This window comes from Aeromonas sp. s5 (assembly GCF_040907865.1).
In the GTDB taxonomy this organism is placed as follows: Bacteria; Pseudomonadota; Gammaproteobacteria; order Enterobacterales; family Aeromonadaceae; genus Aeromonas; species Aeromonas dhakensis.
In genome coordinates this window covers 638,973-659,931 of the sequence record NZ_JBFOCO010000005.1, presented here as the reverse complement: position 1 = coordinate 659,931, position 20,959 = coordinate 638,973, and the positions used below count along the sequence as shown (strand labels likewise).

Sequence of the window (20,959 nt, the reverse complement as noted above, 5' to 3'; positions counted from 1 at the left end):
ACCACTATGGGGCTCAATCTTTATCTGTACAGACTATGACGAAGTCGGCAACTTTTGGGGTAATTGCCTGTTTTTTATGCTAAAAATCAGTAAAGAGAGGCCTCTGGCCACACCTTCCACAGACTCAGACCCGCCCCGACGCCCGCCAGCAGGATCAACAGGGCCCAGCGCTGGAACCAGGGTTTGTTGCGCAGTGCCCACTCCAGCAGCGGCAGCAGCCAGACCGGCAGCAACACCAGCAGCGGCACTTCCACGTATTGCCAGGCGAGCATCTGCATAAAGGCCAGCGCCAACCCGAGCGCCGCAGGCGCCACCTGGCTGCCGGCAAAGGCCCCGAGCAGAGCACGGAAACCGGCGAAGGCCGCCAGCGCACCGGCCAGCTGGGCAATCAGCAGGCTGCCGTCGATGCCGATCACCAGTGCCAGCCAGATGAAGCTGAGGGCAAAGCCGAGCCCCTCGCGGCTGTCACCGCGCAGTCCGGTCCATCCCAGCCAGCCAATGGCAGGCAGCAACGCCAGCCAGATGGCGGGCTCGCTTGCCAGCACAGAGGCCAGCCCCTGCCACCACACCAGTGCCCCGAGCGCGGCAAACAGCGCAAGCGCGGCCCGCTGGTCGGCCAGCTGCGCCGCCAGGGCAGGCACCAGCAGGGTCAGCGGCAGCCATTGCCACGCCTTGACCGGCAGCCCGTAGGCTCCGCCCAGCAGGCAGCCCACCAGCCAGAGCGCCAGGGCGCCCCACAGGTACCCCAGCCGCGGCCAGCGCCACGACAGCAAAGCGGCCCCCAAAGGAGCCGCCAGGGTTTGAAGCAGGAGTGCCGCGCCCATTACTTGCGCACACCTTCGACAAACAGTGCGATGGTCATCTCGTCCGGGATGTTCGGCACCATGTAGTTCACGCCAAAGTCGCTGCGCTTGATGGTGGTGGTGGCGTTGAAGCCGCTGCGGTAGCCACCCCAGGGATCCTTGCCTTCACCGATGTGAACCAGATCGAAGGCCACTTCCTTGGACACGCCGTGCAGGGTCAGGGTGCCTTTCAGCACGCCCTTATCCTTGGTGCCCTCGTAGCCGGAGCTGACGAAAGTCATCTTGGGATACTGCTTCACGTCCAGGAAATCGGGGCTGCGCAGGTGTTTGTCGCGTGGCTCGTGGTTGGAGTCAACGCTGGCGGCATCGATCTCGAAGCTCGCCTTGGCCGCAGCCGGGTTGGCATCGTCCATGCTGAAGGTGCCGCTGAAGGTGTTGAAACGACCCACCAGCTCGGAGAAGCCGAGGTGTCCCACCTTGAATTGCACCGTGGTATGCGCCGCATCCACATCGTAATCGGCTGCCATCAGGGGCGCCGCCATAAACAGGCAGGAGGCCAGCAGGGCCTTGGTCATCTTCATCCGTTCGTTCCTTCATATTGGGGGTTCACAACAACAGCCAAGATGCTAACCTCCATACCGGACATAGATAATCAGCGATTTATTAAAATAATTATCAACTGAGAGTGAAAGATGGACCAGATAGCCGCCATGCGCACCTTCATCAAGGTGGTGGAGTGTCAGAGTTTTACCAAGGCCGCCAACCAGCTCGGCATCTCGGTCGCCATGACCTCCAAGCTGATGCAGCAGCTGGAGGAGTCCCTCTCCACCCGGCTGCTGTCGCGCACCACCCGCCAGGTCAATCCCACCGAGGCGGGCCAGTTCTACTACCAGCGCTCCCAGGCGCTGCTGGCGGAACTCGAAGAGACCCACAGCCAGCTGACCCGCAACAATCAGCAGCCCCAGGGCACCCTCAAGCTGTCGGTGCCGATGGATTTTGGCTACCTGCACCTCTCCCCCGCCCTGCCGCTGTTTCGCGAACGCTACCCGGATCTGAAGCTGGAGATAGAGTACAGCGACCGGCGGGTGGCGCTGGTGGAAGAGGGGTTCGATCTGGCGCTGCGCATCGGCAACCTGCCGGACTCCTCCCTGGTGGCCAAGCCGCTGGCCATGATGCGGCTGGAGGTGTGCGCCAGCCCGGGCTACCTGGCCCGTCGGGGCACGCCGAACAGCCCGGAGGATCTCAAGCAGCACGACTGCCTGCTCTATACCCTGACCCAGCCTGACTGGGTGTTCAAACGGGATGGCGAGCAGCTGAGCGTGCGCCCGCAGGGGCCGCTGCGGGCCAACAACGGGGTGGCCCTGACCCGGGCGGCCTGCGACGATCAGGGCATCATCTTGCAGCCCACCTTCATCGTCGGCGATGCGCTGCGCTCCGGCGCCCTGGTGTCACTGCTGCCGGAGTGGGAGAAGGGGCAGGTGGGGCTCTATGCCCTCTATCCGCATCGCCGTTTCGTCTCGGCCAAGGTGCGCTGTTTCATCGAGTTCGTGCAGGAGCGCTATCTCGCCCCCCACTACTGGGATCGCAAGGCTTAAGTCTTTGCCACGGCCGCGGTGACGGGATGGCTATGAGGCGGTGGTATCGGCAGGCAGTGGCAGCTCGGCCACCAGCAGCACGTCGCGCAGGTTCAACTGCCAGCGCGGCAGGCGCTGGCGCAGGGGCGCCAGCTGCTCATCGCCGAGGGCATAGGGCAGAGTGATGTGCAGGCAGTGGCAATCGAGCATGCCGGCCAGTTGCAGGATCAGGATGAGGTTGGCCTCGTCGGTCTTGTGCTTGTTGATGCGTTTGGCCAGCTCGTGGCGAAAGTGGGTCTCCGGATCCTGGGTCATCGCCTGCCAGCCGTAGCCAAACAGCGGAATGAAGGCGCTGACGATGCCAAGGGCGGTGAGTGGCTGCTTGGGCGGGTGATAGAGGGCGTTGAGATCCAGCTCGATGGGCGTTAGATGCAGCTCACGATTGCCGGACAAAATATTATTACTCATTGGATAACCCTCTTGATTCCACTAGACTTCGCCGCATATTTGACCTGACATGCCAACGAGGTGCTGATGCTAAGCGATATCGAGATCTCCCGCCAGTCCCCCCGTCTCTCCATTCATGCGCTGGCCGAGCGCCTCACCATCCCTTCGCACCAGCTGAGCCCATACGGCCACTACAAGGGCAAACTCAGCCTCGACCTACTCAAGTCGCTCCCCAAACCGGCGGGCAAGCTGGTGCTGGTGAGCGCCATCACCCCCACCCCGCTTGGCGAGGGCAAGACGGTAACCACCCTCGGCCTCTCCATGGGGCTCAACCATATCGGCCAGCCCAGCATCGCCACCATCCGCCAGCCGAGCCTCGGGCCCGTGTTCGGGGTCAAGGGGGGCGCCGCTGGCGGTGGCCACGCCCAGGTGGTACCGATGGAGGAGATGAACCTGCACCTCACCGGTGACTTTCACGCCCTCACCGCCGCCCACAATCTGGCGGCGGCGGCCCTCGATGCCCGCCTGTTCCATGAGCGCAAACTCGGTGACCAGTTCAGCGCCAGAACCGGCCTGCCTCGGCTCGATATCGATGCAGACAACATCCTCTGGCCGCGCACCCTCGACATGAACGACCGCGCCCTGCGCCACCTCACCATCGGCCAGGGGGGCGCCGCCGACGGCGTCGAGCGCAGCGATCGCTTCGTCATCACCGCCGCCTCCGAGCTGATGGCCATTCTGGCGCTGGCGAGCGATCTGAACGATCTGCGTGCGCGCATCGGCCGCATCCAGCTGGCCCGCGACCTGCACGGCAAACCCATCACCGCCGAGCAGCTGGAAGTGGCGGGCGCCATGACGGTGCTGCTCAAGGAGGCCCTGCAGCCGACCCTGATGCAGACCACGGAGCAGACCCCGGTGCTGGTGCACGCCGGCCCCTTTGCCAACATCGCCCACGGCAACTCCTCGGTGATCGCCGATCGCATGGCCCTCGGCCTCACCGATTACGTGGTGACCGAGGCAGGCTTTGGCTCCGATATGGGGCTGGAGAAGTTCTTCAACATCAAGAGCCGCCAATCCGGCCTGACCCCGGCCTGCGTGGTGCTGGTGGCGACGGTGCGAGGCCTCAAGGCCAACAGCGGCCTGCTCGACATCCGCCCGGGCCAGCCGCTGCCCCAAAGCCTGCTGGGCGAGGATCTGCCGACCCTGGCGCAGGGCTGCGCCAACTTCGGCTGGCACATCGCCAATGCCCGCCGTTACGGCGTACCCGTGGTGGTCGCCATCAACCGCTTCCCCACCGACAGCGAAGCTGAGCTGGCCTTGCTGGCCCGCGAGGCGGTGCAAGCCGGCGCCTCTGGCTGCGCCATCTCCCACGCCTTTACCCAGGGCGGGGCCGGGGCCGACGAGCTGGCCCGGGCGGTGGTGGCCGCCTGTGAGCAGCCGGGCCAGGTCAAGCTGCTCTACCCCGACGATGCGAGCCTGGACGCCAAGCTGGCAACCCTGGTGGAGTGCGGCTATGGCGGGCGTGGCGTACGACTCTCGGACAAGGCGCGCCACCAGCTGGCGCAACTCTCTGCCGAGGGATGGGGCCACCTGCCGGTCTGCGTGGCCAAGACGCCGCTCTCCATCAGCCATGATCCGGCCCTCAAGGGGGTACCGACCGACTTCGAGGTGCCCATCGAGGAGGTGAGGCTCTGCGCCGGCGCCGGCTTCGTCTATGCCCTGGCGGGCCCCATCATGACCATGCCGGGCCTTGGCAGCCTGCCGGCCTACCGTCATATCGATATCGACGAGCACGGCGATATCGTCGGCCTGAGCTGATGGTGAGTGGCAGCTGCAGGCCAAGCCACCGCCTCGACAGCCTGCCACCGGTTACCGTCATATCGATATCGACGAGAACGGCGATATCGTCGGCCTGAGCTAAATGGTCGGATAAAGGGTCTGGCGCCGGCCGATGACGCTGCGCTAATCGACCCTGCGATCAAAAAGCCTGCCAGAAACAACAAGGCCCCGTCACTGGACGGGGCCTTTTGCTATCTGCCAAACGCTCTTAGAGGGTAAAGCGCTGGGTCATATGGTGCAGTGTATTGGCCAGCTTGCTCAGCTCGACACAGGCTTGGGCGGTCTGTTGGGCCCCCAGGGCATTCTCGTCCGCCGCATTGTGGATGTTGACGATGCTGCGGTTGAGCTCCTCGGTCACCGCATTCTGCTCCTCGGTAGCGGTGGCGATCAGGGTGTTCATGTCGGTGATCTGGGTGACGGCACCGTTGATGGTGTCGATGCTGTTGCCCGCTTCCCGCGCCAGCCCCACGCTCTCCTGCATCTGCTGGCGGCTCAGCTGCATGGCGCTGCCCGCCTCGGCGGTGCGCTCCTGCAGCACCTCGATCATCTTGCTGATCTCGGCGGTGGAGTTCTGGGTACGCTGGGCCAGGGAGCGCACTTCATCGGCCACGACCGCAAAGCCGCGCCCCTGCTCGCCGGCGCGCGCCGCCTCGATGGCCGCGTTGAGGGCCAGCAGGTTGGTCTGCTCGGCAATGCCGCGAATGACGTCAAGCACCATGCTGATGTTGGTGCTGTCCTGCTCCAGTTGCTGCACCACGGCGCCCGCCTGCTCAATCTTGACCGACACCTCCTCGATGCTGCTGATGGCGCTGCGCACCACCTGGTTGCCCTGGGTCGAGGTGCGCGAGGCATCCTTGGCCGCGCTCATGGCGTCCGTGGTGTTGCGGGCTACCTCGTTGACGGTGGACTGCATCTCGTTCATGGCGGTGGCAACCTGGGAGACCTCGCTCTGCTGACGGGCCATGCCGGTAGCGGACTGCTCGGAGATGGCACTCACCTCCTCCACCGCGCTGCTGAGCTGGCTCACCGAGCCGGCGATCTCACTCACCAGATCCGCAAGCGAACCCTGCATGCGGTCGATGGCGGCGCCGAGCTGACCCAGCTCGTCACGCTTGAAGCGATTGCCGCGGATCCACTCCTGCAACTCGCTCTTGCCCAGATCACCGCTCGCGATGCGCTGGGCCTGGCGGGCCAGCATCACCAGCGGATCGCGGATCTGGCGAGTAAGCACGGTGGAGAGCGCCCCCGCCAGCAGCAGACCCAGTACCAGCGCCACTATGATGCTTAGCTTGGCGCTGTCAAACGCAGCCACCACCTGGGCACGGGAGCCCACTGAGTAGCCGTGGTTGATGCGGATCAGATCCCCCACCGACTTGGCCAGGTTGGTGTAGAGGGTGATCCCCTCGCTCATGAACAGCTGCTGGGCCTCGGCCAGCTGGCCGCCATCCTGCATCTGCCGGATGCGCTGGTGCAGGGCCACGTACTTGTCCCAGTCCTGCTTGACGATGTCGAAGGTGCGCCGCTCTTCCACGTCCTCCGCCCAGATGGTGGCATCGTGCGCCTTGACCTGCCGGGCGACCTCTTGCAGGGTCTGCTCGCCAAGGTCGCGATAGTGGGCTTTCTGCTGCGGATCGGCCGCCACCAGAAACACATCCAGTTCATAGCGGCGCAGGGTATTGATGGTCTCGCCCAGGGTACTGGTGCGCACCACGGCGGGCAAAATGCTGTCGGTAAAGCCGATGGCGGCCCGGTTCATGTTGCCAAACTGCAGCAGCGAGAAGCCGCCGATAAAGGCCATCATCAGGCCGAGCATGGCAAAACCCGCGGTGAGTTTCTTGCCAATGGTCATGGTACTGGTATTCATGGCATGTCCTGGATATGAGTGAACAGATAACGCTCGTCTGAACCGTACGCATACGGCCCGCTGTCACCGCCTCCATGGCGGCTCATCCAGCCTTGATGAATATATGTCCTTGCATGAACGAGGCGACATTTTTTACAAGATGCCCGGCTGAGCGCAGGTCTCTTATCGACAGACCCACCCGGCCAAGAGAGCAGCCAAAGCCTGGCACCTTGAAGACTTGAACGCACTCCGAAAGATACGCACAAGCCATAACGGGATATATCGACCGGGGATGTCCATCCCTTGAGGAAAATTGTCGGTGCGACCATCCGGCAGCAAGCGGGACGTCAGGGGCAGTGAAAAAAGAGGGGAAAGCGAGGAGACATGCCGCAGTGGCGACACATCTCCTGGCAACTCAGCCTTTCATACCGGCCAGAAACTCGGCACGGGTATCGGGCTGGGTCTTGAAGACGCCACCCAGGGAGGTGGTGGTGGTGTAGGAGGTGGAGTCCATCACGCCGCGGGCCTTCACGCAGAAGTGGGTCGCCTTGATGCTGATGGCCACGTCCTTGGTGCCGAGCAGGGTCTGCAGCGCCAGCAGGATCTGCTGGGTCAGGCGCTCCTGCACCTGGGGACGGCGGGCAAAGAACTGCACGATGCGGTTGATCTTGGAGAGCCCGATCACCTTGCCGCGGGGGATATAGGCCACGTGGGCCAGCCCGTCGATGGTGACGAAGTGGTGCTCGCAGGTGCTGGTGAGGCTGATGTCCCGCACCATGATCATCTCGTCCACCTTCATCTTGTTCTCGATCACCGTCACCTTGGGGAAGGTGGCGTAATCGAGGCCGGAGAAGATTTCGTTCACGTACATCTTGGCGATGCGGTGCGGTGTCTCTGCCAGACTGTCATCGGCCAGATCCAGCCCCAGCGTCTCCATGATGGCGCGCATGTGGCCCTCGATCTTCTCCCGCTTCTGCTGGCCGTCCAGGGTATTGGCCACCAGAGGTGTTTCGAGGCCCTCGGCCTCGAGGGCGGCCCTGACCAACAGGGCTTCCCGACTTAAGCTCGTCATCTTGTTCCTCTCCCACGCTCAGGGACTGTGATGGCCGCCTCGCTATGACGGCACTCGGTTGTGGCGCAATAGTAGACGGCGATTATTGTCATAATTCAAGCTAACTCAAGCCCGTTCCCTGACTTTATGCCAATCTGGCGGCTTTTACTTCGCCGGCGCTACCCATACGGGGGGAGGCGCGCAGCCCGGTCGCTGCCTATCTGTACAGCCAAACGGTTTTATCCTGCTGCAACCTGCCCATCGGCATGGATTTTTGGGATAATCCGCCCTTCACACCCCCTCCATCACACAATGAGGTCATGACATGGGATTTGATACCAGCGGACTACTCCCCCTGAGCGACGCCCTGCAGGGCATGCTGGCACAGCTTGACGGCTGTTGCGACAGCGAACAGTTGCCCCTGCCGCAGGCCCTTGGCCGGGTACTCGCCGCGGATATCGCCTCCCCCCTCAGCGTGCCCCCGTTCGACAACTCCGCCATGGACGGTTATGCGGTGCGGCTGGCGGATCTCTCCAACGGTGCCCCCCTCATCATGGTGGGCAAGGCCTTCGCCGGTCAGCCTTACCAGGGTGAATGGCCCGCCGGCCACTGCGTGCGCATCATGACCGGCGCCCCGGTGCCCGCCGGGACGGATGCGGTGGTGATGCAGGAAGAAACGCAGACCGACGGCGACAGGATCACCTTTCTGACCCCCCCTGTGCCCGGCCAGAACATTCGCCGCCGCGGCGAAGACATCCGCGAGGGCGCCAGCGTGCTCGCTGCCGGAACTCGCCTCACCGCCCGGGAGATGCCGCTGCTGGCCTCCCTCGGCATTGCCACCGTGTCGGTGCGCCGACCGCTGACAGTGGCCATCTTCAGTACCGGTGACGAACTCAAACCGGTCGGCTCCCCGCTTGCCCACGGCGACATCTACGACTCCAACCGCTACGGCGTGCGGGCCATGCTGGATCGCATGGGCTGCGACTGCCTCGACCTTGGCATCATCCCGGACGATCCGGCTCAATTGCGCGCCGCCTTCCAAAAGGCCGACCGCGAGGCCGACGCCCTTATCACCACCGGCGGCGTCTCGGTGGGGGAAGCGGACTTCACCAAACAACTGCTCGAAGAGCTCGGCGAAATCGGCTTCTGGAAACTGGCCATCAAGCCGGGCAAGCCGTTTGCCTTCGGTCGCCTGCCCCACGCCTGGTTCTTCGGCCTGCCGGGCAACCCGGTCTCGGCCATGGTCACCTTCGATCAGCTGGTGCAACCTGCGCTGGCCAAGCTGACGGGCCAACGCTTCGAGCGCCCGCTCCAGCTGCAAGCCATTGCCGCTGAGCCGCTCAAGAAGGCGCCGGGCCGGCTCGACTTCCAGCGCGGCATCCTGACTCAGGGGCCAAACGGCCTGGAGGTACGCAGCACCGGCTCGCAAGACTCCGCCGTGTTCAACTCCCTGTCGCGGGCCAACTGCTACATAGTCCTGGAGCGCGAGCGGGGCCGGGTCGCCACAGGGGAAACCGTCACCGTCGAACCGTTCGGGGGATTGCTGCTGTGAGCGAGATCCTGAGCGATGCCGAGCTCTTGCGCTACAACCGCCAGATCATCCTCAAATCCTTCGATTTCGAGGGGCAGGAGGCACTCAAGCAGGCTCACGTGCTGGTGATCGGCGCTGGCGGCCTCGGCTGCGCTGCCAGCCAGTATCTGGCGGTGGCCGGGGTCGGTCGGCTCACCCTGGTCGATTTCGACAAGGTGGAGCTCTCCAACCTGCAACGCCAGGTGCTGCACACCGATGAGCGCATCGGCCACGACAAGGTGGACTCCGCCGCCCACGCCCTGCGCGCCCTCAATCCCTGGCTTGAGGTGGAGACCCACGCCGCCGTGGCTGACGAGGCGCTGCTCGATGCCCTGTTGCCACGCCACCAGCTGGTATTGGATTGCACCGACAACCTGGCCATTCGCAACCTGCTCAACCAAAAGGCCCGCCAGCACGGCGTGCCGCTGGTCAGCGGCGCCGCCATCCGGCTGGAGGGCCAGATCTGCAGCTTCACCTGGCAGCAGGATGAGCCCTGCTACGCCTGCCTCAGCGCCCTGTTTGGCGAGCAGGCCCTTACCTGCGTCGAGGCAGGGGTGCTGGCCCCTGTGGTGGGACTGGTGGGCAGCCTGCAGGCGCTCGAAGCCATCAAACTCTTGGCGGGGATGGGCCGCAGTTACAGCGGCCGCCTGCTGATGATCGACGGCCTGGGCGGCACCTTTCGCGAAATGAAGCTGCCCAAACGCCCCGACTGCCCGGTCTGCTCGCACGGGTGAACCATCCCAGCGAGCCTTTGCGCCAACAAAAAAGCCGACCCCTAGGTCGGCTTTTTGCAGCATGCGTACGGCGGGGATTAACCGGCGCAGTAAACACGCGCCTCGCGCGGGGTGTAGACACCGAAGGTCACAACGCCCAGCAGGCCATTGAGGAAGGTATGCTGCGCTTCTACACGCACTACCTTATCAGCACCGTTGCAAACGGCAGCGGCATCGATGGTTTTGCTCTGGCCCAAGCCGGAAATGAAGAAGTGGTGGGTCACTTCTTTGGTGGGTTTCACTGCATTACCGGAATGCACGGTAAAACCTTGCTGAGCACAGCCCGCCATCATCATTGCAACGGCTGCAGTCAATACCATTTTTTTCATTTTATTATCCCTGACAATATTATTTTTCCGGCTATGCCGGCGCCACACAAAGAAACATTCCCGTTAATTATCAATAATATAAATAGAGAGGTGTTCCTAGGTGCGCGCACACTATCAAAATCCAGAGAGGGCAACAAGGCTTTATTTGAGACTTTATTGTGTCAGCCCAAAAATCACAGACTGCAATAAACCCGAGCCGTCCTCGGGGTATATATTCCCAACGTCAAGACGGTCATCAAGGTATCCTGCGGGCTCTGCTGCATTTCCAACCGCACAACTTTTTTCGGGTCACCATGGCAGGCCAGGGCAGCATCGACCATCTCACTCTGGCCAACCCCCGCCAGTACGAAATCATGGCTCACTTCTCGGGTTGGCTGACCCGGGTTACCCTCGTGTACGAAGAAGGTTTGCTGGGCACACCCTGACAACAGTAAAGCGCCGCACGCCATCCATACTATTTTTTTCATCTCTCTTACTCTGGCGATGGTCGGTAGAAAGCCCTAGAAGATCCCTTTGGCCTTGACCTTTTTCATGTTGGCAACCTGATTGGAGAGATCTTCCACCAGCGGCTCGGTGTCCCCTGCGGCCCTCATTTGGCGACCTTGGACACTGGCCAGACGCTGGATCAGCCGATGCTGCTCACGAATAAGCCGTGACTGTTCTTCCAGTTGGCGAGAGAGCTGTTGAATGCTGCTTTGCAGCGACGCCAGGTCCTGCTCACCAGTCGCTGATGGCAGTTTGCCCGCGATCGCCTCGGCCAACTGCTCATGATCAAGAGGAGCAGGCATCCCCTGCCGCAACTCATCCCACAGCTCGGTTGGTTGCTGCTCCCCAAGCCGGCTGACAATCTCTTCCACCAGACTGTCCGAAGAGGACATGGCGGCTTGCTGACCCAAACGTTGAACGATTTCATCCACCAGCCCACCGGTATCACCCTGGCCAAGTCTGGGAGCCAATCCGGCCACTATCTGCTCGACCATGAGATCGGCAGCAGGCTGCGCCGGCGTACTCCCCTCTCCCAGGTTGAAGCCGCAACTGGCAAAGGCATGACGCAAGGTGGTCATGCTTACCTGCTCGGGTCCCAGCGCATTGGCAATGGCCTTGCAGAGGTTGGGCGCCAGCACATACATGAACATGCCGGAGAGATAGATATCCTTATGAAAACGACTCTTGGAGAAGTCGAACTCCTCACTGCCATCCTGGATCTTGCGAGCCCGTTGATACCAGTTCTGCAATACCCCAACCGCGTAACGATCAGACTCCAGCGCGCCCGGATCCATATAGATGGAGAAGGTCATGCGCTTGAGTTGACTACTCATCATCGACCTCGGCCATCACTGCAGCTTCACGGTACACTTCCTCTTCTTCGGTGGTGTAGAGGCAGATCTCGCGCGCCAGGGCGGACTGGGCATCGTCCAGCAGTTCGACCCTGTCGCCCAGAGTAGGGTAGGCATTCTTGATTGCTTCGTAGATAAGCGACGCCCCGCCCCCAACCAAGTAAACACGGTTCGGGTTTTTGGCAAACTTCTTGGCTTCATGCGCTACCTGGGAGCCCAGTTCGTCAATCTTGTTCTGCATCTTCTCGAGGATCTTGGGGATCTGGCTCTCATCATTCACCACGTCGCGCACGAAGCTCATGTCGTGACGGCGCTTGATAAACTCGTTGGCCACCAGGTAGCTGGAGTCACTGTCCGCCGCTGCCAGCGCCTTGCGGGTCGCATCGGTCACCATGGAGACACCGATCTCGTTGTTGCCGTAGACATCGGAGACATCGTCAAACTCGCCGACGATGATCCCCATGTCCAGGGTGGTGCCGCCACAATCGATCACCAGCGTCTTGGTGAACTCGTTGCAGCCCGAACCGATCAGACGGGAGAGCGCCGCAGGCAGGCTCTCCGGCATCACTTCCACGCTGACGATGTTGAACAGTTCTCCCTTGTTGAGGGAGATGGCCCGCATCAGGTTGCGGCGCTTCTTCTCGATCTTCTCTTCATTGCGCTGACAATCGTCCGGGTTGTAGAACTCGGTGATGGGCAGGGTCACGGTAATGGCCACGTCACAGGGGATCACACCGGTCTGCAGCAGGGCATGATGCACGGAGAGCAGGTTGAGATCGTCGTACTGGTACTCCACGTGGGTGGTTGCCAGCGACTTGTCCGACGTGGCGTCATAGGTGTACTTGGTATTGCCTATCTCGTAGTTGTAGATCTTCTTGTCCTTGCGCAAAGCGGCGCTCTTCCAGTCCTTGCGAAAGGAGTTGGGAGAGATGATGGTCTTGAGCACCTTGTTCTCAATCCAGCTCACCTTGACGTTGGTTGAACCATCATCGATGGCCATTTTCATTACTTCAGACATGAGGAAATACCTGTTGATAGAGCAAAATGGGTCCGATTGCCTTGCCTTTTGGTGTGGCAAGGCGATCGAACCAATACATACACGGGATAAAAGGGCGACCAGTTTAATGAGTTTCTAAAATTCGGTGAAGCAAATGATTGAAGCCGGAGGGATCTTCCGCTGGCCAGGCGTGGTGGCCGTTGGGGGTGTGGATGGTGGCGTTGGGCAGAGAGGCGAACTGCTCCACCCGTTTGGCGAGCGGTAGATAGTCGTGGCTGGTGGAGATGATGGCCACCGGCTGCCAGATGTTGCCAAGCCGGGCGCGCACCGACCAGCCTGGCAGCGCTTCCAGCAGCGCCTTGTAGGTTTTCTTCTTGTTGCGCACGAAACGCAGCCGGAAGGTGTGGCGCACCTGGGCAAGGTCGGGGCCGGGAAAGAGCTCGCGGCCGAGCCACCAGGCCAGCGGCCGCAGGCCGAACCAGCGCAGCCACTTGAGCCGCTGGGCAAAGCGCTCCTGCTCTTTTGGCGTTTCCAACAGAAATTCGCTGAAGCCGTTGACCAGCACCAGCCCCTGCACCTTGTGCGGCAACTGCAACGCCAGCTCCAGCGCCACCATGGCCCCCAAGGAGAGCCCCACCACCCAGGCGGGCTCAGGCTGTTCGTCGAGCCAGTTCACCACGTCAGCCGCCAGGGTCGCCACGTCGAACGGCCCCTCCTGCATGCTCTGGCCGTGGCCGCGCAGATCCAGCGCCACCACCCGGTAGTGTTCGGAAAAGCGTTCGATCTGCGCCTGCCAGTCGAGGCTGGAGGAGCCCAGCCCGTGCAGCAGCAACAGCAAGGGGCCCTCCCCCGCGCAGCGCAGGGCAAGACCGTTGGATTTCATCACCTGATTGCGGCGCATCAGTTCATTGCCTCTCGACTCATCCGCTGAACCATCCTGATTTTCTGCCTCTTCTGCAATCCGCTCAACCCTCGCTGACCAGGCTCACCGCCTTGATGTAGGCGTAGATCTGCTGGTTCGGGGCAAGCGCCAGCCGTCTGGCGGAGCGGCTGGTGATACGGGCCAGCAGTATCTGCTGACCCAGCGCCAACTGCAACAGGGTCTGGCCGGGGCGCACCTCGCGTTCGGCCAGCAATCGGGTGGTGAGGCAGTTGGAGAGGCTGGAGTGTTCGATGGGGGCGGTGGCAATCACCACGTCCCGCCCGGCCACCTTGATCTGCAGTGGGCCGCCGTCGTCCGGTACCTGGGTCATGGTGACCCGCAACTGCTGCTCGCCGAGCTGCAGGGTCGCCATCTGCTCCTCTTCATCGTAGTGAGAGAGGCTCGCCGCCAGCATCACCCCGGCGTCGTCGCGACTGGCGAGCGACAGATCGGTGCGGGCGAAGATCTCGCTCGGCCGGCCTTGCGCCTCCACCCGGCCATCCGCCAGCAGCACCAGCTGATCGCACAGCAGGCTAACCTCCTCCATGGCGTGGCTGACGAAAATCATCGGAATACCGCTCTCCTGCTGCAAGCCCTTGAGCACGTGGGCCTGATGGATGCGGCTGCGTCTGTCCAGCGCAGAGAAAGGTTCATCGAGCAGCAGCAGATCGGGCTCGGCCAACAAGGCCCGGGCCAGTGCCACCCGCTGGCGCTGGCCGCCGGAGAGGCCGTGGGCCGGCTGGGGCAGCAGTTCGGCAAAACCGAGCCGGGTCGCCAGCGCCTCGGGTTGCCAGCGCCCCCGCCCCTTGCGGGCCGCCAGTTGCAGGTTGCCGAGCACGCTCAGATGGGGGAAGAGGCGCGAATCCTGAAACACCAGGCCGATGCGGCGCGCCTCGGGCAGCAGATCGCTCAGCCCCCTGCCCTGCCAGTTCAACGTGTCGCCCGGTGCCCTGTCCAGCCCGGCGATGATGCGCAGCAGGCTGCTCTTGCCGCAGCCGGAGGGGCCGAACAGACCGAGGATGCCCCCGAGCTCCAACGCCAGTTCACAATCGAGGGTAAAGGCGCCGAACGCCCGCCTCGCCTTGAGTTGCAACAGTTTCGCCTTGCGGGTGTCGCTCATCCGAACAGCCTCCGTTGCCGGCGCTGCAGCACGCCGTACACCAGCACCAGCATCACCAGCGAGAAGCCCATCAGGCCCCCCGCCAGCAGGTGGGCGTTTTGATAGTCCATCGTCTCCACGTGATCAAACAGGGCGATGGAGAGCACCTGGGTTTCGCCCGGGATGTTGCCGCCAATCATCAGCACCACCCCGAACTCCCCCAGGGTGTGGGCAAAACCGAGCGCCGCCGCCATCACGAAGCTGGGCAGCGTCATCGGCAAGATGATGTGAAAGAAGCGCTCCAGCGGCCCGAGCCCCAGGGTCGCGGCGGCCTCCAGCTCCTTGTTGCCCATGTTGACAAAGGCGGAGGTGAGCGGCTGCACCACGAAGGGAAGCGAGTAGAGGATGGAGGCGAGCAGCAGACCGGTAAAGCTGAAGGCGAGCGGCGCCCCGAAGGTGTCGCGCCACCAGGCGCCCAGGCCATAGGAGGGGGAGAAGGCCAGCAGCAGATAGAAGCCGAGCACCGTGGGCGGCAGTACCAGCGGCAGCGCCACCAAGGCCTCCACCACGGGTCTGAGCCTGTGCTGGCTGCGCGACAGCCACCAGGCCAACGGCGGCGAGAGCAGCAGCAGGATGGCGGTGGTGCTGGCTGCCAGCCTCAGGGTGAGCCAGACCGCCAGCAGATCCCCTTCACTCATCGGACTCACTCCCAATGCCAGATCCAGCACCAGATACATCGATTGAGCCGCATTTCCAGATGAATTCAGGCAACGGCATGGTGTGCATCCTTATCGCAAGAGTGGGCCGACCCGAGGGCCGGCCACTCATCAGTCAGGTGTATGGTTGCGCCATCAGTGGGGCAGCGCATAACCCGCCGCCTTGATCTCTGCCTGACCCGGCCCCTTGAGCCAGGCCACCAGCGCCTCGACCGCAGCCCCTTTCTTCAATACCAGCCCTTGCTGTTCGATGGGCGGATAGAAGTCGGCCGGCACGGCCCAGGCTTCACCGGTCTTGCCCGCCTCCACCAGGTTGGCCCAGGCGACGAAGCCCAGCTCGGCGTTGCCGGTGTCGACGAACTGCCAGGTCTGGCCGATGTTGGTGCCGGTCAGCAGGCGGTACTGCTTGGGATCGATCTTGAGATGATCGAGAGTCGCCATGGCGGCGGTGCCGTAGGGAGCGGTCTTCGGATTGGCGATGGCGAGGTTGCCCTTCCAGTTGCGCAGGGTTGCCTCGTCAGGAGCCGGCCCCCCCTTCTGCCACAGACCCAGCTGGCCGATGGCGTAGGTGAAACGCTCGCTGCCCTTGCCCTCCTGCTCCAGCTTCTGCGGGGTTTTCACGTCGGCGGAGAGGAAGAGGTCGAACGGGGCGCCGTGGCTGATCTGGGTGTAGAGCACCCCGGTCGCGGCGGAGGAGATGGCCAGGGTGTGGCCGGTCTTGGCGGTGAACTCCTTGCCGATGCGCTCTATGGTGCCCTTGAAGTTGGCGGCCACGGCCACCTTGACCTCATCGGCCTGCACGGCACCTGACTGCAGCGCACTGGCGCAGACCCCGGCGATGACAACGGATAACAGCGGTTTCATTCCTTTACCTCCTGACTGGGGCCGCTTTTATCGGTCCCCAGCCAAGGGGGCGGCCCCGAAAACAGGGGCCGCGGCTCCCGATGAGCCAGCCCCCTTGAACAGGTCAAGCTTGCCAGCGGGCGGCGGCAGTGCTGTCGCTCTCCTTGGCCTCGACCCAGCGTTGTACCCCTTCGGCGGTCAGCTCTTTTTTCCAGAACGGCGCCCGGGTTTTCAAGAAATCCATGATGAAGTGACAGGCCTCGAAAGCCGCCTCACGGTGGGCACTGCTCACCACCACCAGCACGATCTGATCGCCGAGCAGCAGCTCGCCGATGCGGTGGATCAGGGTGCACTCCTGCAGGGGCCAGCGGCTGCGAGCCTCGGCCACTATGTCCGTCAGCGCCTTCTCGGTCATGCCGGGGTAGTGCTCGAGGGCCAGCCCCTTCACCTGCTCCCCCTGATTGAAGTCGCGTACCTTGCCGACAAAGCTGACCACGGCGCCGGTGTCCTGCCGGGCAGCGAGGCGGGCATATTCGTCGGCCAGCGAGAAGTCATCCCGCTGCACCAGAATGCGATCGGTCATGGTTGCCTCGCTCATCCTTAACCTCCGGTCACCGGCGGGAAGAAGGCGACCTCATCGCCATCATGAAGGGGCGTATCGAGCGGCACCAGGGTCTGGTTGACCGCCACCAGCAGCTTGCCAGCCTCCAGCGCCAGCGCCCACTTGTCGCCACGCTCGCTCAAGGTGCTCCGCAGCTGTTCGGCACTCGCGTAGTCGCACGGCAGGCTCAGCTCGTCGCAGGCCACCAGCTCTCTTACTTGCGCAAAAAAGAGTACCTTGATCATGCATTTTCTCCTGCACCGGCATTCAACTGGAAGTGACCGGACTTGCCGCCCTTTTTCTCCACCAGACGAACCTGTTCGATCACCATGTCCTTTTGCACCGCCTTGCACATGTCGTAGATGGTCAGTGCCGCCACCGACGCGGCGGTCAGCGCTTCCATTTCCACCCCTGTCTTGCCCGAGAGCTTGCAGAGGGTGCGAATATGGACCCTATTTTGCGCCGCCTGGGGTTCTATCTCTACCTCCACCCGGGTCAATGCCAGCGGATGGCAGAGGGGAATGAGATCCGAGGTCTTCTTGGCCGCCATGATGCCGGCGATGCGGGCGGTGGCGAACACGTCCCCCTTGTGGTGCTGACCGCTCAGGATCAGGGCCAGGGTGTCGGGAGCCATGGCGACAAACGCCTCGGCGCGGGCTTCACGCTCGGTCACCAGCTTGTCGGTCACATCCACCATGTGGGCTTCGCCGCTCTGGTTGAGATGGGTCAGGCCGGGCTGAGGCTGCTTGGATTCGGTCGGGTTCATCAGAGGCCCTCAAAGATGGGAGACGAAGTTGCACGGCTTGGTGCGGGCATCGAGCTGATCGCGGACAAGTTTCTCCCACCCCAACTGGCAGGCACCGGTAGAGCCCGGCAGGCAGCAGATCAGGGTGCGATTGGCGAGACCCGCCAGCGCGCGGCTCTGCATGGCGGCGCCCTTGATGTCGGCGAAGGATAGCTGGCGAAACAGTTCGCCAAAACCCTGCACGGTGCGCTCGAACAATACCCCGACCGCCTCGGGCACCCGGTTCTGTTCGTTGAAGCCGGTGCCGCCGTTGATGAGCACCACCTGCACTCCCTCATCGGCGATCCAGTCGCTCACCTGGGCGCGAATACGAAACAGATTGTCGGGGCAGAGCGCCCGGTCGGCCAGCTGATGGCCCGATTCAGCGAGGGCGGAAACCAGATAGTCGCCCGAGCTGTCATCGGCAGCGGTGCGGCTGTCGGAGACCGTCAGCACGGCGATCTTGAGGGGAATGAATGCGTTGTGTTTCTGTCCCATGGGCAGCTCCTGATAGCAAAGGACCGTGAGCAAAGAGAAGAAGAAAAGCGGCCAGGATCCCGGCTGACAGCGTTCGCTGGTGCCACGGTCCATGCCCGCCCGGGCTGAACTTTTGACCTTGCTGTCATGCGCTGCGACTCACGGCGGGCCGATTCTATCAAAACTCGCACCAGAGGGGGGATTTAAAGGAGGCACAGTGGTGCTTTTGCCCTGGCCGGGCGAAATATGAACGAGGCCGGGTGAACCCGGCCTCGTTGCTGGTGCAGGCTTAGAAGCCCTTCACCCCTGTCATGTCGGGCAGCTGGTGAGCAATGCCCTTGTGGCAGTCGATACAGGTGCTCTCGCCGCTGGCGAGGCTGGTGGAGTGCATCTGGGCACCCCGCTTGCCTTGCAGCGAGAAGTCCATGTATTCGAAGTTGTGGCAGTTGCGACACTCCCTCGAATCCGTGTCCTTCATCCGCTTCCACTCCCGCTCGGCCATCTCGCGCCGGTGCGACTCGAACTTCTCGCGGGTGTCCACCTTGCCGGTGATCATGCCCCACAGCTCCTTGGAGGCCTGCACCTTGCGGATGATCTTGTAGGTCCACTCGTGCGGCACGTGGCAATCCGGGCAGCTGGCCCGCACGCCGGAACGGTTGGCATAGTGGATGGTGTCGCGGTACTCCACGAACACGTTGTCCTTCATTTCGTGGCAGCTGGTGCAGAACTTTTCGGTGTTGGAGGCTTCCATGGCGGTATTGAAACCGCCCCAGAAGATGACCCCGCCGAAGAAGCCCATCAGCAGCAGTACCCAGAGGGCTGCCTTCGAGGGGGACTTGAAGGTGGTCCACAGACGCTGGATAAAGCCGGGTAATTTCATCTATGGGTTCCTCAGTTCAAGGCTTCAACTGGTTTAAACGTATTTTCCACCAGCGGCTTGGCATCCGCTTGCGGCACGTGGCACTGCAGGCAGAAGTAGCGGCGGGGGGACACTTCTCCCAATGTCATGCCGTCACGGGTCTCGAAGTGAGTCGGGCTGATCTTGGGGGCCTTCATGGCGCTGGCGTTCTTGAAGCTGTGACAGGCCAGGCACTTGTTGACCTTGTTGTCCACTTCATAGTTGCGGGTGTCGTGGGGGATCAGCGGGGGCTGATGCATGTACTGGCGATCGTAGAGATCACCATCCTTGCGAAAGTTCTTCATGGGGGCCGCATCGGCATCCGTCACCAGATCCGTGCTCCCCCGTTCCGACTTGATGCCCCCCGTGCTGTTGGTGATCTCGGGGACTGCCGCCATCAAGGAACCTGCCATCAGACAGGCCAGCATTGCTCCAATCAGCTTCTTCATTATTTGTTCTCCGACGTTTTCTCTGCCTTGACGGCAAAACCTACAGTGATTTCAAAAACTTGCTCCGCGCAGACATCGATGCAACGGCCGCAGTTGGTACACTCCTGAGCCGCAATCAAGGGCCCGTGACCGCGCTTGGCGCCATGAACCGGCCCGCGCAGGATGGGACGCTCGGGACAGACCGCATAACAATCCATGCAGTTGCTGCAACGCTCGCGCCCCGAGGCTGCAATCTTGATAAAACCGACCCGGTTAACCAGGGCGTAGAAGGCCCCGACCGGGCAAAGATGACCACACCAGCCGCGCTCCACCACGAACAGATCGAACAGAAACAACACCGCCAGCAGCATCCACCCCGCCCCCATGCCAAACAGCAGGCCACGCAGGGCAAGGGATACCGGGTTGACCAGCTCCCACACCAGTACACCGGCGATGGCCGGCGCCACCAGCACCATGGCCAGCAGCCAGTAACGGGTATTGCGGCTGAACTGACCGTTGCCCTTGAGACCGAGCCGGGCTCGCAGCCAGGCGGCGGCATCCGTGATGAGGTTGACCGGACAGACCCAGGAGCAGAACACCCGCCCCCCGACCAGCCAGTAACCGGCGAGCACGATGGCCGCTCCCAGCCAGAGGGTGGTGATGGGCCAATGGCCCGCCGCCAACGACTGCAGCAGGGTCAGCGGATCCGTGAGGGGTACGGTCTCCAGCAGCAGCGAGCTGGAGAGGTTGCCCTTGAGGATCCAGCTGCCCGCCAGCGGCCCCAGCAGGAACAGCCCCAGCACGCCGAACTGGCAGAGCCGGCGCAGCAGCAGGAAGCGGTGTGACCGCCACCAGCCCAGCCTGGCCGTGGCTTCGGCTCCCGGATAACGACTCATAGCCCCTCCGGTTTGCGGGTTGGCAGGGTGAGCCTGTCACCGATGAGCGACTTGCCCGCCTTCGCCTTCTCTTCCCAGCCGAGCCGGTAGTGGTGGCCCAGCTCCCCCTTGGCGAGCTGACGAGGCACCACCTTGATGGCAGCCTCTTCCAGCACGCAGGCGTGCTCGCACTTGCCGCAGCCGGTGCAGACATCGCTGTGCACCGTGGGCAGGAACATGGCGTGCTTGCCGGTGCGCTGGTTGTGCTGCAGCTCCAGGGTGATCGCCTTGTCGATGAGCGGGCAGACCCGATAGCAGACATCGCAACGCAGCCCCAGGTAGTTGAGGCAGGTCTCGTGATCGATGAGCACCGCCACCCCCATCCGCGCCTGATCGATGTCGGTCATGGCCTGATCCAGCGCCCCGCTCGGGCAGGCCGCCACACAGGGGATGTCATCACACATCTCGCACGGCACGGCGCGCGCCTTGAAGTAGGGAGTGCCGGTGGTCACGGGTTCAAACAGCCGGGCGAGCTTGAGGGTGTCGTAGGGGCAGGCCTCGACGCAGAGTCCGCAGCGCACGCAGGCGCCGAGGAACTCGGCCTCGTCGAGGGCAGCCGGCGGGCGCAGCGCCTGGGCAGGCATGGCCTGCACCTGCTGGCGCGCCATGCCGCCAAGCCCCACGCCAAGCAGGCCCACACCGCAGGCCCCCTTGGCCATGTCGGCCAGAAACTGGCGCCGACTACGACTCATC

The 20,959-nt window shown here is 63.0% G+C and carries 25 protein-coding genes; 4 read left to right on the top strand and 21 right to left on the bottom strand.

Annotated elements, in window-relative coordinates; all coding sequences use genetic code 11:
- Positions 1 to 86: 86 nt before the first annotated feature.
- Positions 87 to 824, bottom strand: coding sequence for a hypothetical protein (locus tag AB5Y94_RS04255; protein ID WP_368204992.1), 738 nt, complete (start codon positions 822 to 824; stop codon positions 87 to 89).
- A complete protein-coding gene (locus AB5Y94_RS04250) occupies positions 824 to 1,384 on the bottom strand; it encodes a YceI family protein (protein WP_010634427.1) in 561 nt (186 codons plus the stop codon). Before AB5Y94_RS04250 ends, AB5Y94_RS04255 begins: the two co-directional genes overlap by 1 nt.
- A gap of 111 nt (positions 1,385 to 1,495) precedes the next feature.
- Between AB5Y94_RS04250 and AB5Y94_RS04245 the strand changes: the two genes are divergently transcribed.
- Positions 1,496 to 2,398, top strand: a complete 903-nt coding sequence (locus tag AB5Y94_RS04245) for a LysR family transcriptional regulator (RefSeq protein ID WP_010634428.1) — start codon at positions 1,496 to 1,498, stop codon at positions 2,396 to 2,398.
- A gap of 30 nt (positions 2,399 to 2,428) precedes the next feature.
- Here AB5Y94_RS04245 and AB5Y94_RS04240 read toward each other — a convergent pair whose 3' ends face one another.
- On the bottom strand, positions 2,429 to 2,845 hold the full coding sequence (locus AB5Y94_RS04240; RefSeq protein ID WP_216972632.1) for a hypothetical protein: 417 nt from the start codon (positions 2,843 to 2,845) through the stop codon (positions 2,429 to 2,431).
- 66 nt (positions 2,846 to 2,911) lie between these two features.
- Between AB5Y94_RS04240 and AB5Y94_RS04235 the strand changes: the two genes are divergently transcribed.
- Positions 2,912 to 4,642, top strand: a complete 1,731-nt coding sequence (locus AB5Y94_RS04235) for a formate--tetrahydrofolate ligase (protein WP_368204990.1) — start codon at positions 2,912 to 2,914, stop codon at positions 4,640 to 4,642.
- 229 nt (positions 4,643 to 4,871) lie between these two features.
- Here AB5Y94_RS04235 and AB5Y94_RS04230 read toward each other — a convergent pair whose 3' ends face one another.
- Together AB5Y94_RS04230 and folE are read right to left on the bottom strand one after the other, a co-directional pair.
- The gene (locus AB5Y94_RS04230) at positions 4,872 to 6,527 is read right to left on the bottom strand and encodes a methyl-accepting chemotaxis protein (protein WP_024942804.1); all 1,656 of its coding nucleotides are present in this window, start codon (positions 6,525 to 6,527) and stop codon (positions 4,872 to 4,874) included.
- 394 nt (positions 6,528 to 6,921) lie between these two features.
- The gene (gene folE / locus AB5Y94_RS04225; RefSeq protein ID WP_368204989.1) at positions 6,922 to 7,578 is read right to left on the bottom strand and encodes a GTP cyclohydrolase I FolE; all 657 of its coding nucleotides are present in this window, start codon (positions 7,576 to 7,578) and stop codon (positions 6,922 to 6,924) included.
- A 304-nt stretch (positions 7,579 to 7,882) separates the two neighbouring features.
- On the opposite strand from folE, the gene moeA reads away from it, so the two are divergent.
- Together moeA and moeB are read left to right on the top strand one after the other, a co-directional pair.
- On the top strand, positions 7,883 to 9,109 hold the full coding sequence (gene moeA / locus AB5Y94_RS04220) for a molybdopterin molybdotransferase MoeA (protein WP_368204987.1): 1,227 nt from the start codon (positions 7,883 to 7,885) through the stop codon (positions 9,107 to 9,109).
- Positions 9,106 to 9,861: a molybdopterin-synthase adenylyltransferase MoeB gene (moeB, locus tag AB5Y94_RS04215; protein ID WP_017779240.1), complete on the top strand. Its 756-nt coding sequence runs from the start codon at positions 9,106 to 9,108 to the stop codon at positions 9,859 to 9,861. The genes moeA and moeB overlap by 4 nt, the downstream gene beginning before the upstream one ends.
- Positions 9,862 to 9,938: 77 nt before the next feature.
- On the opposite strand, the gene AB5Y94_RS04210 is transcribed toward moeB, so the two are convergent.
- The 16 genes from AB5Y94_RS04210 to napG all read right to left on the bottom strand — a co-directional run bounded on the left by AB5Y94_RS04210 (position 9,939) and on the right by napG (position 20,958).
- Positions 9,939 to 10,229 carry a Bor family protein gene (locus AB5Y94_RS04210; protein ID WP_331414942.1) on the bottom strand — a complete coding sequence of 97 codons (291 nt, stop codon included), beginning with the start codon at positions 10,227 to 10,229 and terminating at the stop codon, positions 9,939 to 9,941.
- Positions 10,230 to 10,402: 173 nt separating this feature from the next.
- Positions 10,403 to 10,678 (bottom strand): Bor family protein, encoded by a 276-nt coding sequence (locus AB5Y94_RS04205; protein WP_368205013.1) that lies wholly within the window; start codon positions 10,676 to 10,678, stop codon positions 10,403 to 10,405.
- A 51-nt stretch (positions 10,679 to 10,729) separates the two neighbouring features.
- Positions 10,730 to 11,551 (bottom strand): hypothetical protein, encoded by an 822-nt coding sequence (locus tag AB5Y94_RS04200; protein ID WP_368204985.1) that lies wholly within the window; start codon positions 11,549 to 11,551, stop codon positions 10,730 to 10,732.
- Complete coding sequence (gene parM / locus AB5Y94_RS04195; protein ID WP_368204983.1) at positions 11,541 to 12,584, bottom strand: plasmid segregation protein ParM domain-containing protein; 1,044 nt, start codon at positions 12,582 to 12,584, stop codon at positions 11,541 to 11,543. The genes AB5Y94_RS04200 and parM overlap by 11 nt, the downstream gene beginning before the upstream one ends.
- Before the next feature lie 103 nt (positions 12,585 to 12,687).
- Positions 12,688 to 13,464: an alpha/beta fold hydrolase gene (locus AB5Y94_RS04190; protein WP_162516625.1), complete on the bottom strand. Its 777-nt coding sequence runs from the start codon at positions 13,462 to 13,464 to the stop codon at positions 12,688 to 12,690.
- Positions 13,465 to 13,528: 64 nt separating this feature from the next.
- The gene (gene modC, locus AB5Y94_RS04185; protein WP_368204981.1) at positions 13,529 to 14,605 is read right to left on the bottom strand and encodes a molybdenum ABC transporter ATP-binding protein; all 1,077 of its coding nucleotides are present in this window, start codon (positions 14,603 to 14,605) and stop codon (positions 13,529 to 13,531) included.
- Positions 14,602 to 15,282, bottom strand: coding sequence for a molybdate ABC transporter permease subunit (gene modB, locus AB5Y94_RS04180; RefSeq protein WP_011705491.1), 681 nt, complete (start codon positions 15,280 to 15,282; stop codon positions 14,602 to 14,604). Before modB ends, modC begins: the two co-directional genes overlap by 4 nt.
- A gap of 153 nt (positions 15,283 to 15,435) precedes the next feature.
- Complete coding sequence (gene modA, locus AB5Y94_RS04175; protein WP_017781788.1) at positions 15,436 to 16,164, bottom strand: molybdate ABC transporter substrate-binding protein; 729 nt, start codon at positions 16,162 to 16,164, stop codon at positions 15,436 to 15,438.
- Between the two features lie 103 nt (positions 16,165 to 16,267).
- Positions 16,268 to 16,741 (bottom strand): molybdopterin synthase catalytic subunit MoaE, encoded by a 474-nt coding sequence (gene moaE / locus AB5Y94_RS04170; protein ID WP_017781789.1) that lies wholly within the window; start codon positions 16,739 to 16,741, stop codon positions 16,268 to 16,270.
- Between the two features lie 2 nt (positions 16,742 to 16,743).
- On the bottom strand, positions 16,744 to 16,989 hold the full coding sequence (gene moaD / locus AB5Y94_RS04165) for a molybdopterin synthase sulfur carrier subunit (protein ID WP_017781790.1): 246 nt from the start codon (positions 16,987 to 16,989) through the stop codon (positions 16,744 to 16,746).
- Positions 16,986 to 17,510, bottom strand: a complete 525-nt coding sequence (moaC, locus tag AB5Y94_RS04160; protein WP_005299350.1) for a cyclic pyranopterin monophosphate synthase MoaC — start codon at positions 17,508 to 17,510, stop codon at positions 16,986 to 16,988. Before moaC ends, moaD begins: the two co-directional genes overlap by 4 nt.
- 9 nt (positions 17,511 to 17,519) lie before the next feature.
- Complete coding sequence (gene moaB / locus AB5Y94_RS04155) at positions 17,520 to 18,026, bottom strand: molybdenum cofactor biosynthesis protein B (RefSeq protein WP_010634441.1); 507 nt, start codon at positions 18,024 to 18,026, stop codon at positions 17,520 to 17,522.
- Between the two features lie 268 nt (positions 18,027 to 18,294).
- On the bottom strand, positions 18,295 to 18,885 hold the full coding sequence (locus AB5Y94_RS04150; RefSeq protein WP_005299345.1) for a cytochrome c3 family protein: 591 nt from the start codon (positions 18,883 to 18,885) through the stop codon (positions 18,295 to 18,297).
- Positions 18,886 to 18,896: 11 nt separating this feature from the next.
- Complete coding sequence (locus AB5Y94_RS04145; RefSeq protein WP_005299342.1) at positions 18,897 to 19,352, bottom strand: nitrate reductase cytochrome c-type subunit; 456 nt, start codon at positions 19,350 to 19,352, stop codon at positions 18,897 to 18,899.
- Complete coding sequence (gene napH, locus AB5Y94_RS04140) at positions 19,352 to 20,227, bottom strand: quinol dehydrogenase ferredoxin subunit NapH (RefSeq protein ID WP_368204979.1); 876 nt, start codon at positions 20,225 to 20,227, stop codon at positions 19,352 to 19,354. Before napH ends, AB5Y94_RS04145 begins: the two co-directional genes overlap by 1 nt.
- Entirely contained in the window at positions 20,224 to 20,958 is a 735-nt protein-coding gene (gene napG, locus AB5Y94_RS04135) for a ferredoxin-type protein NapG (protein ID WP_017783901.1), read from the bottom strand. The genes napH and napG overlap by 4 nt, the downstream gene beginning before the upstream one ends.
- Between the last annotated feature and the right edge of the window lies 1 nt (position 20,959).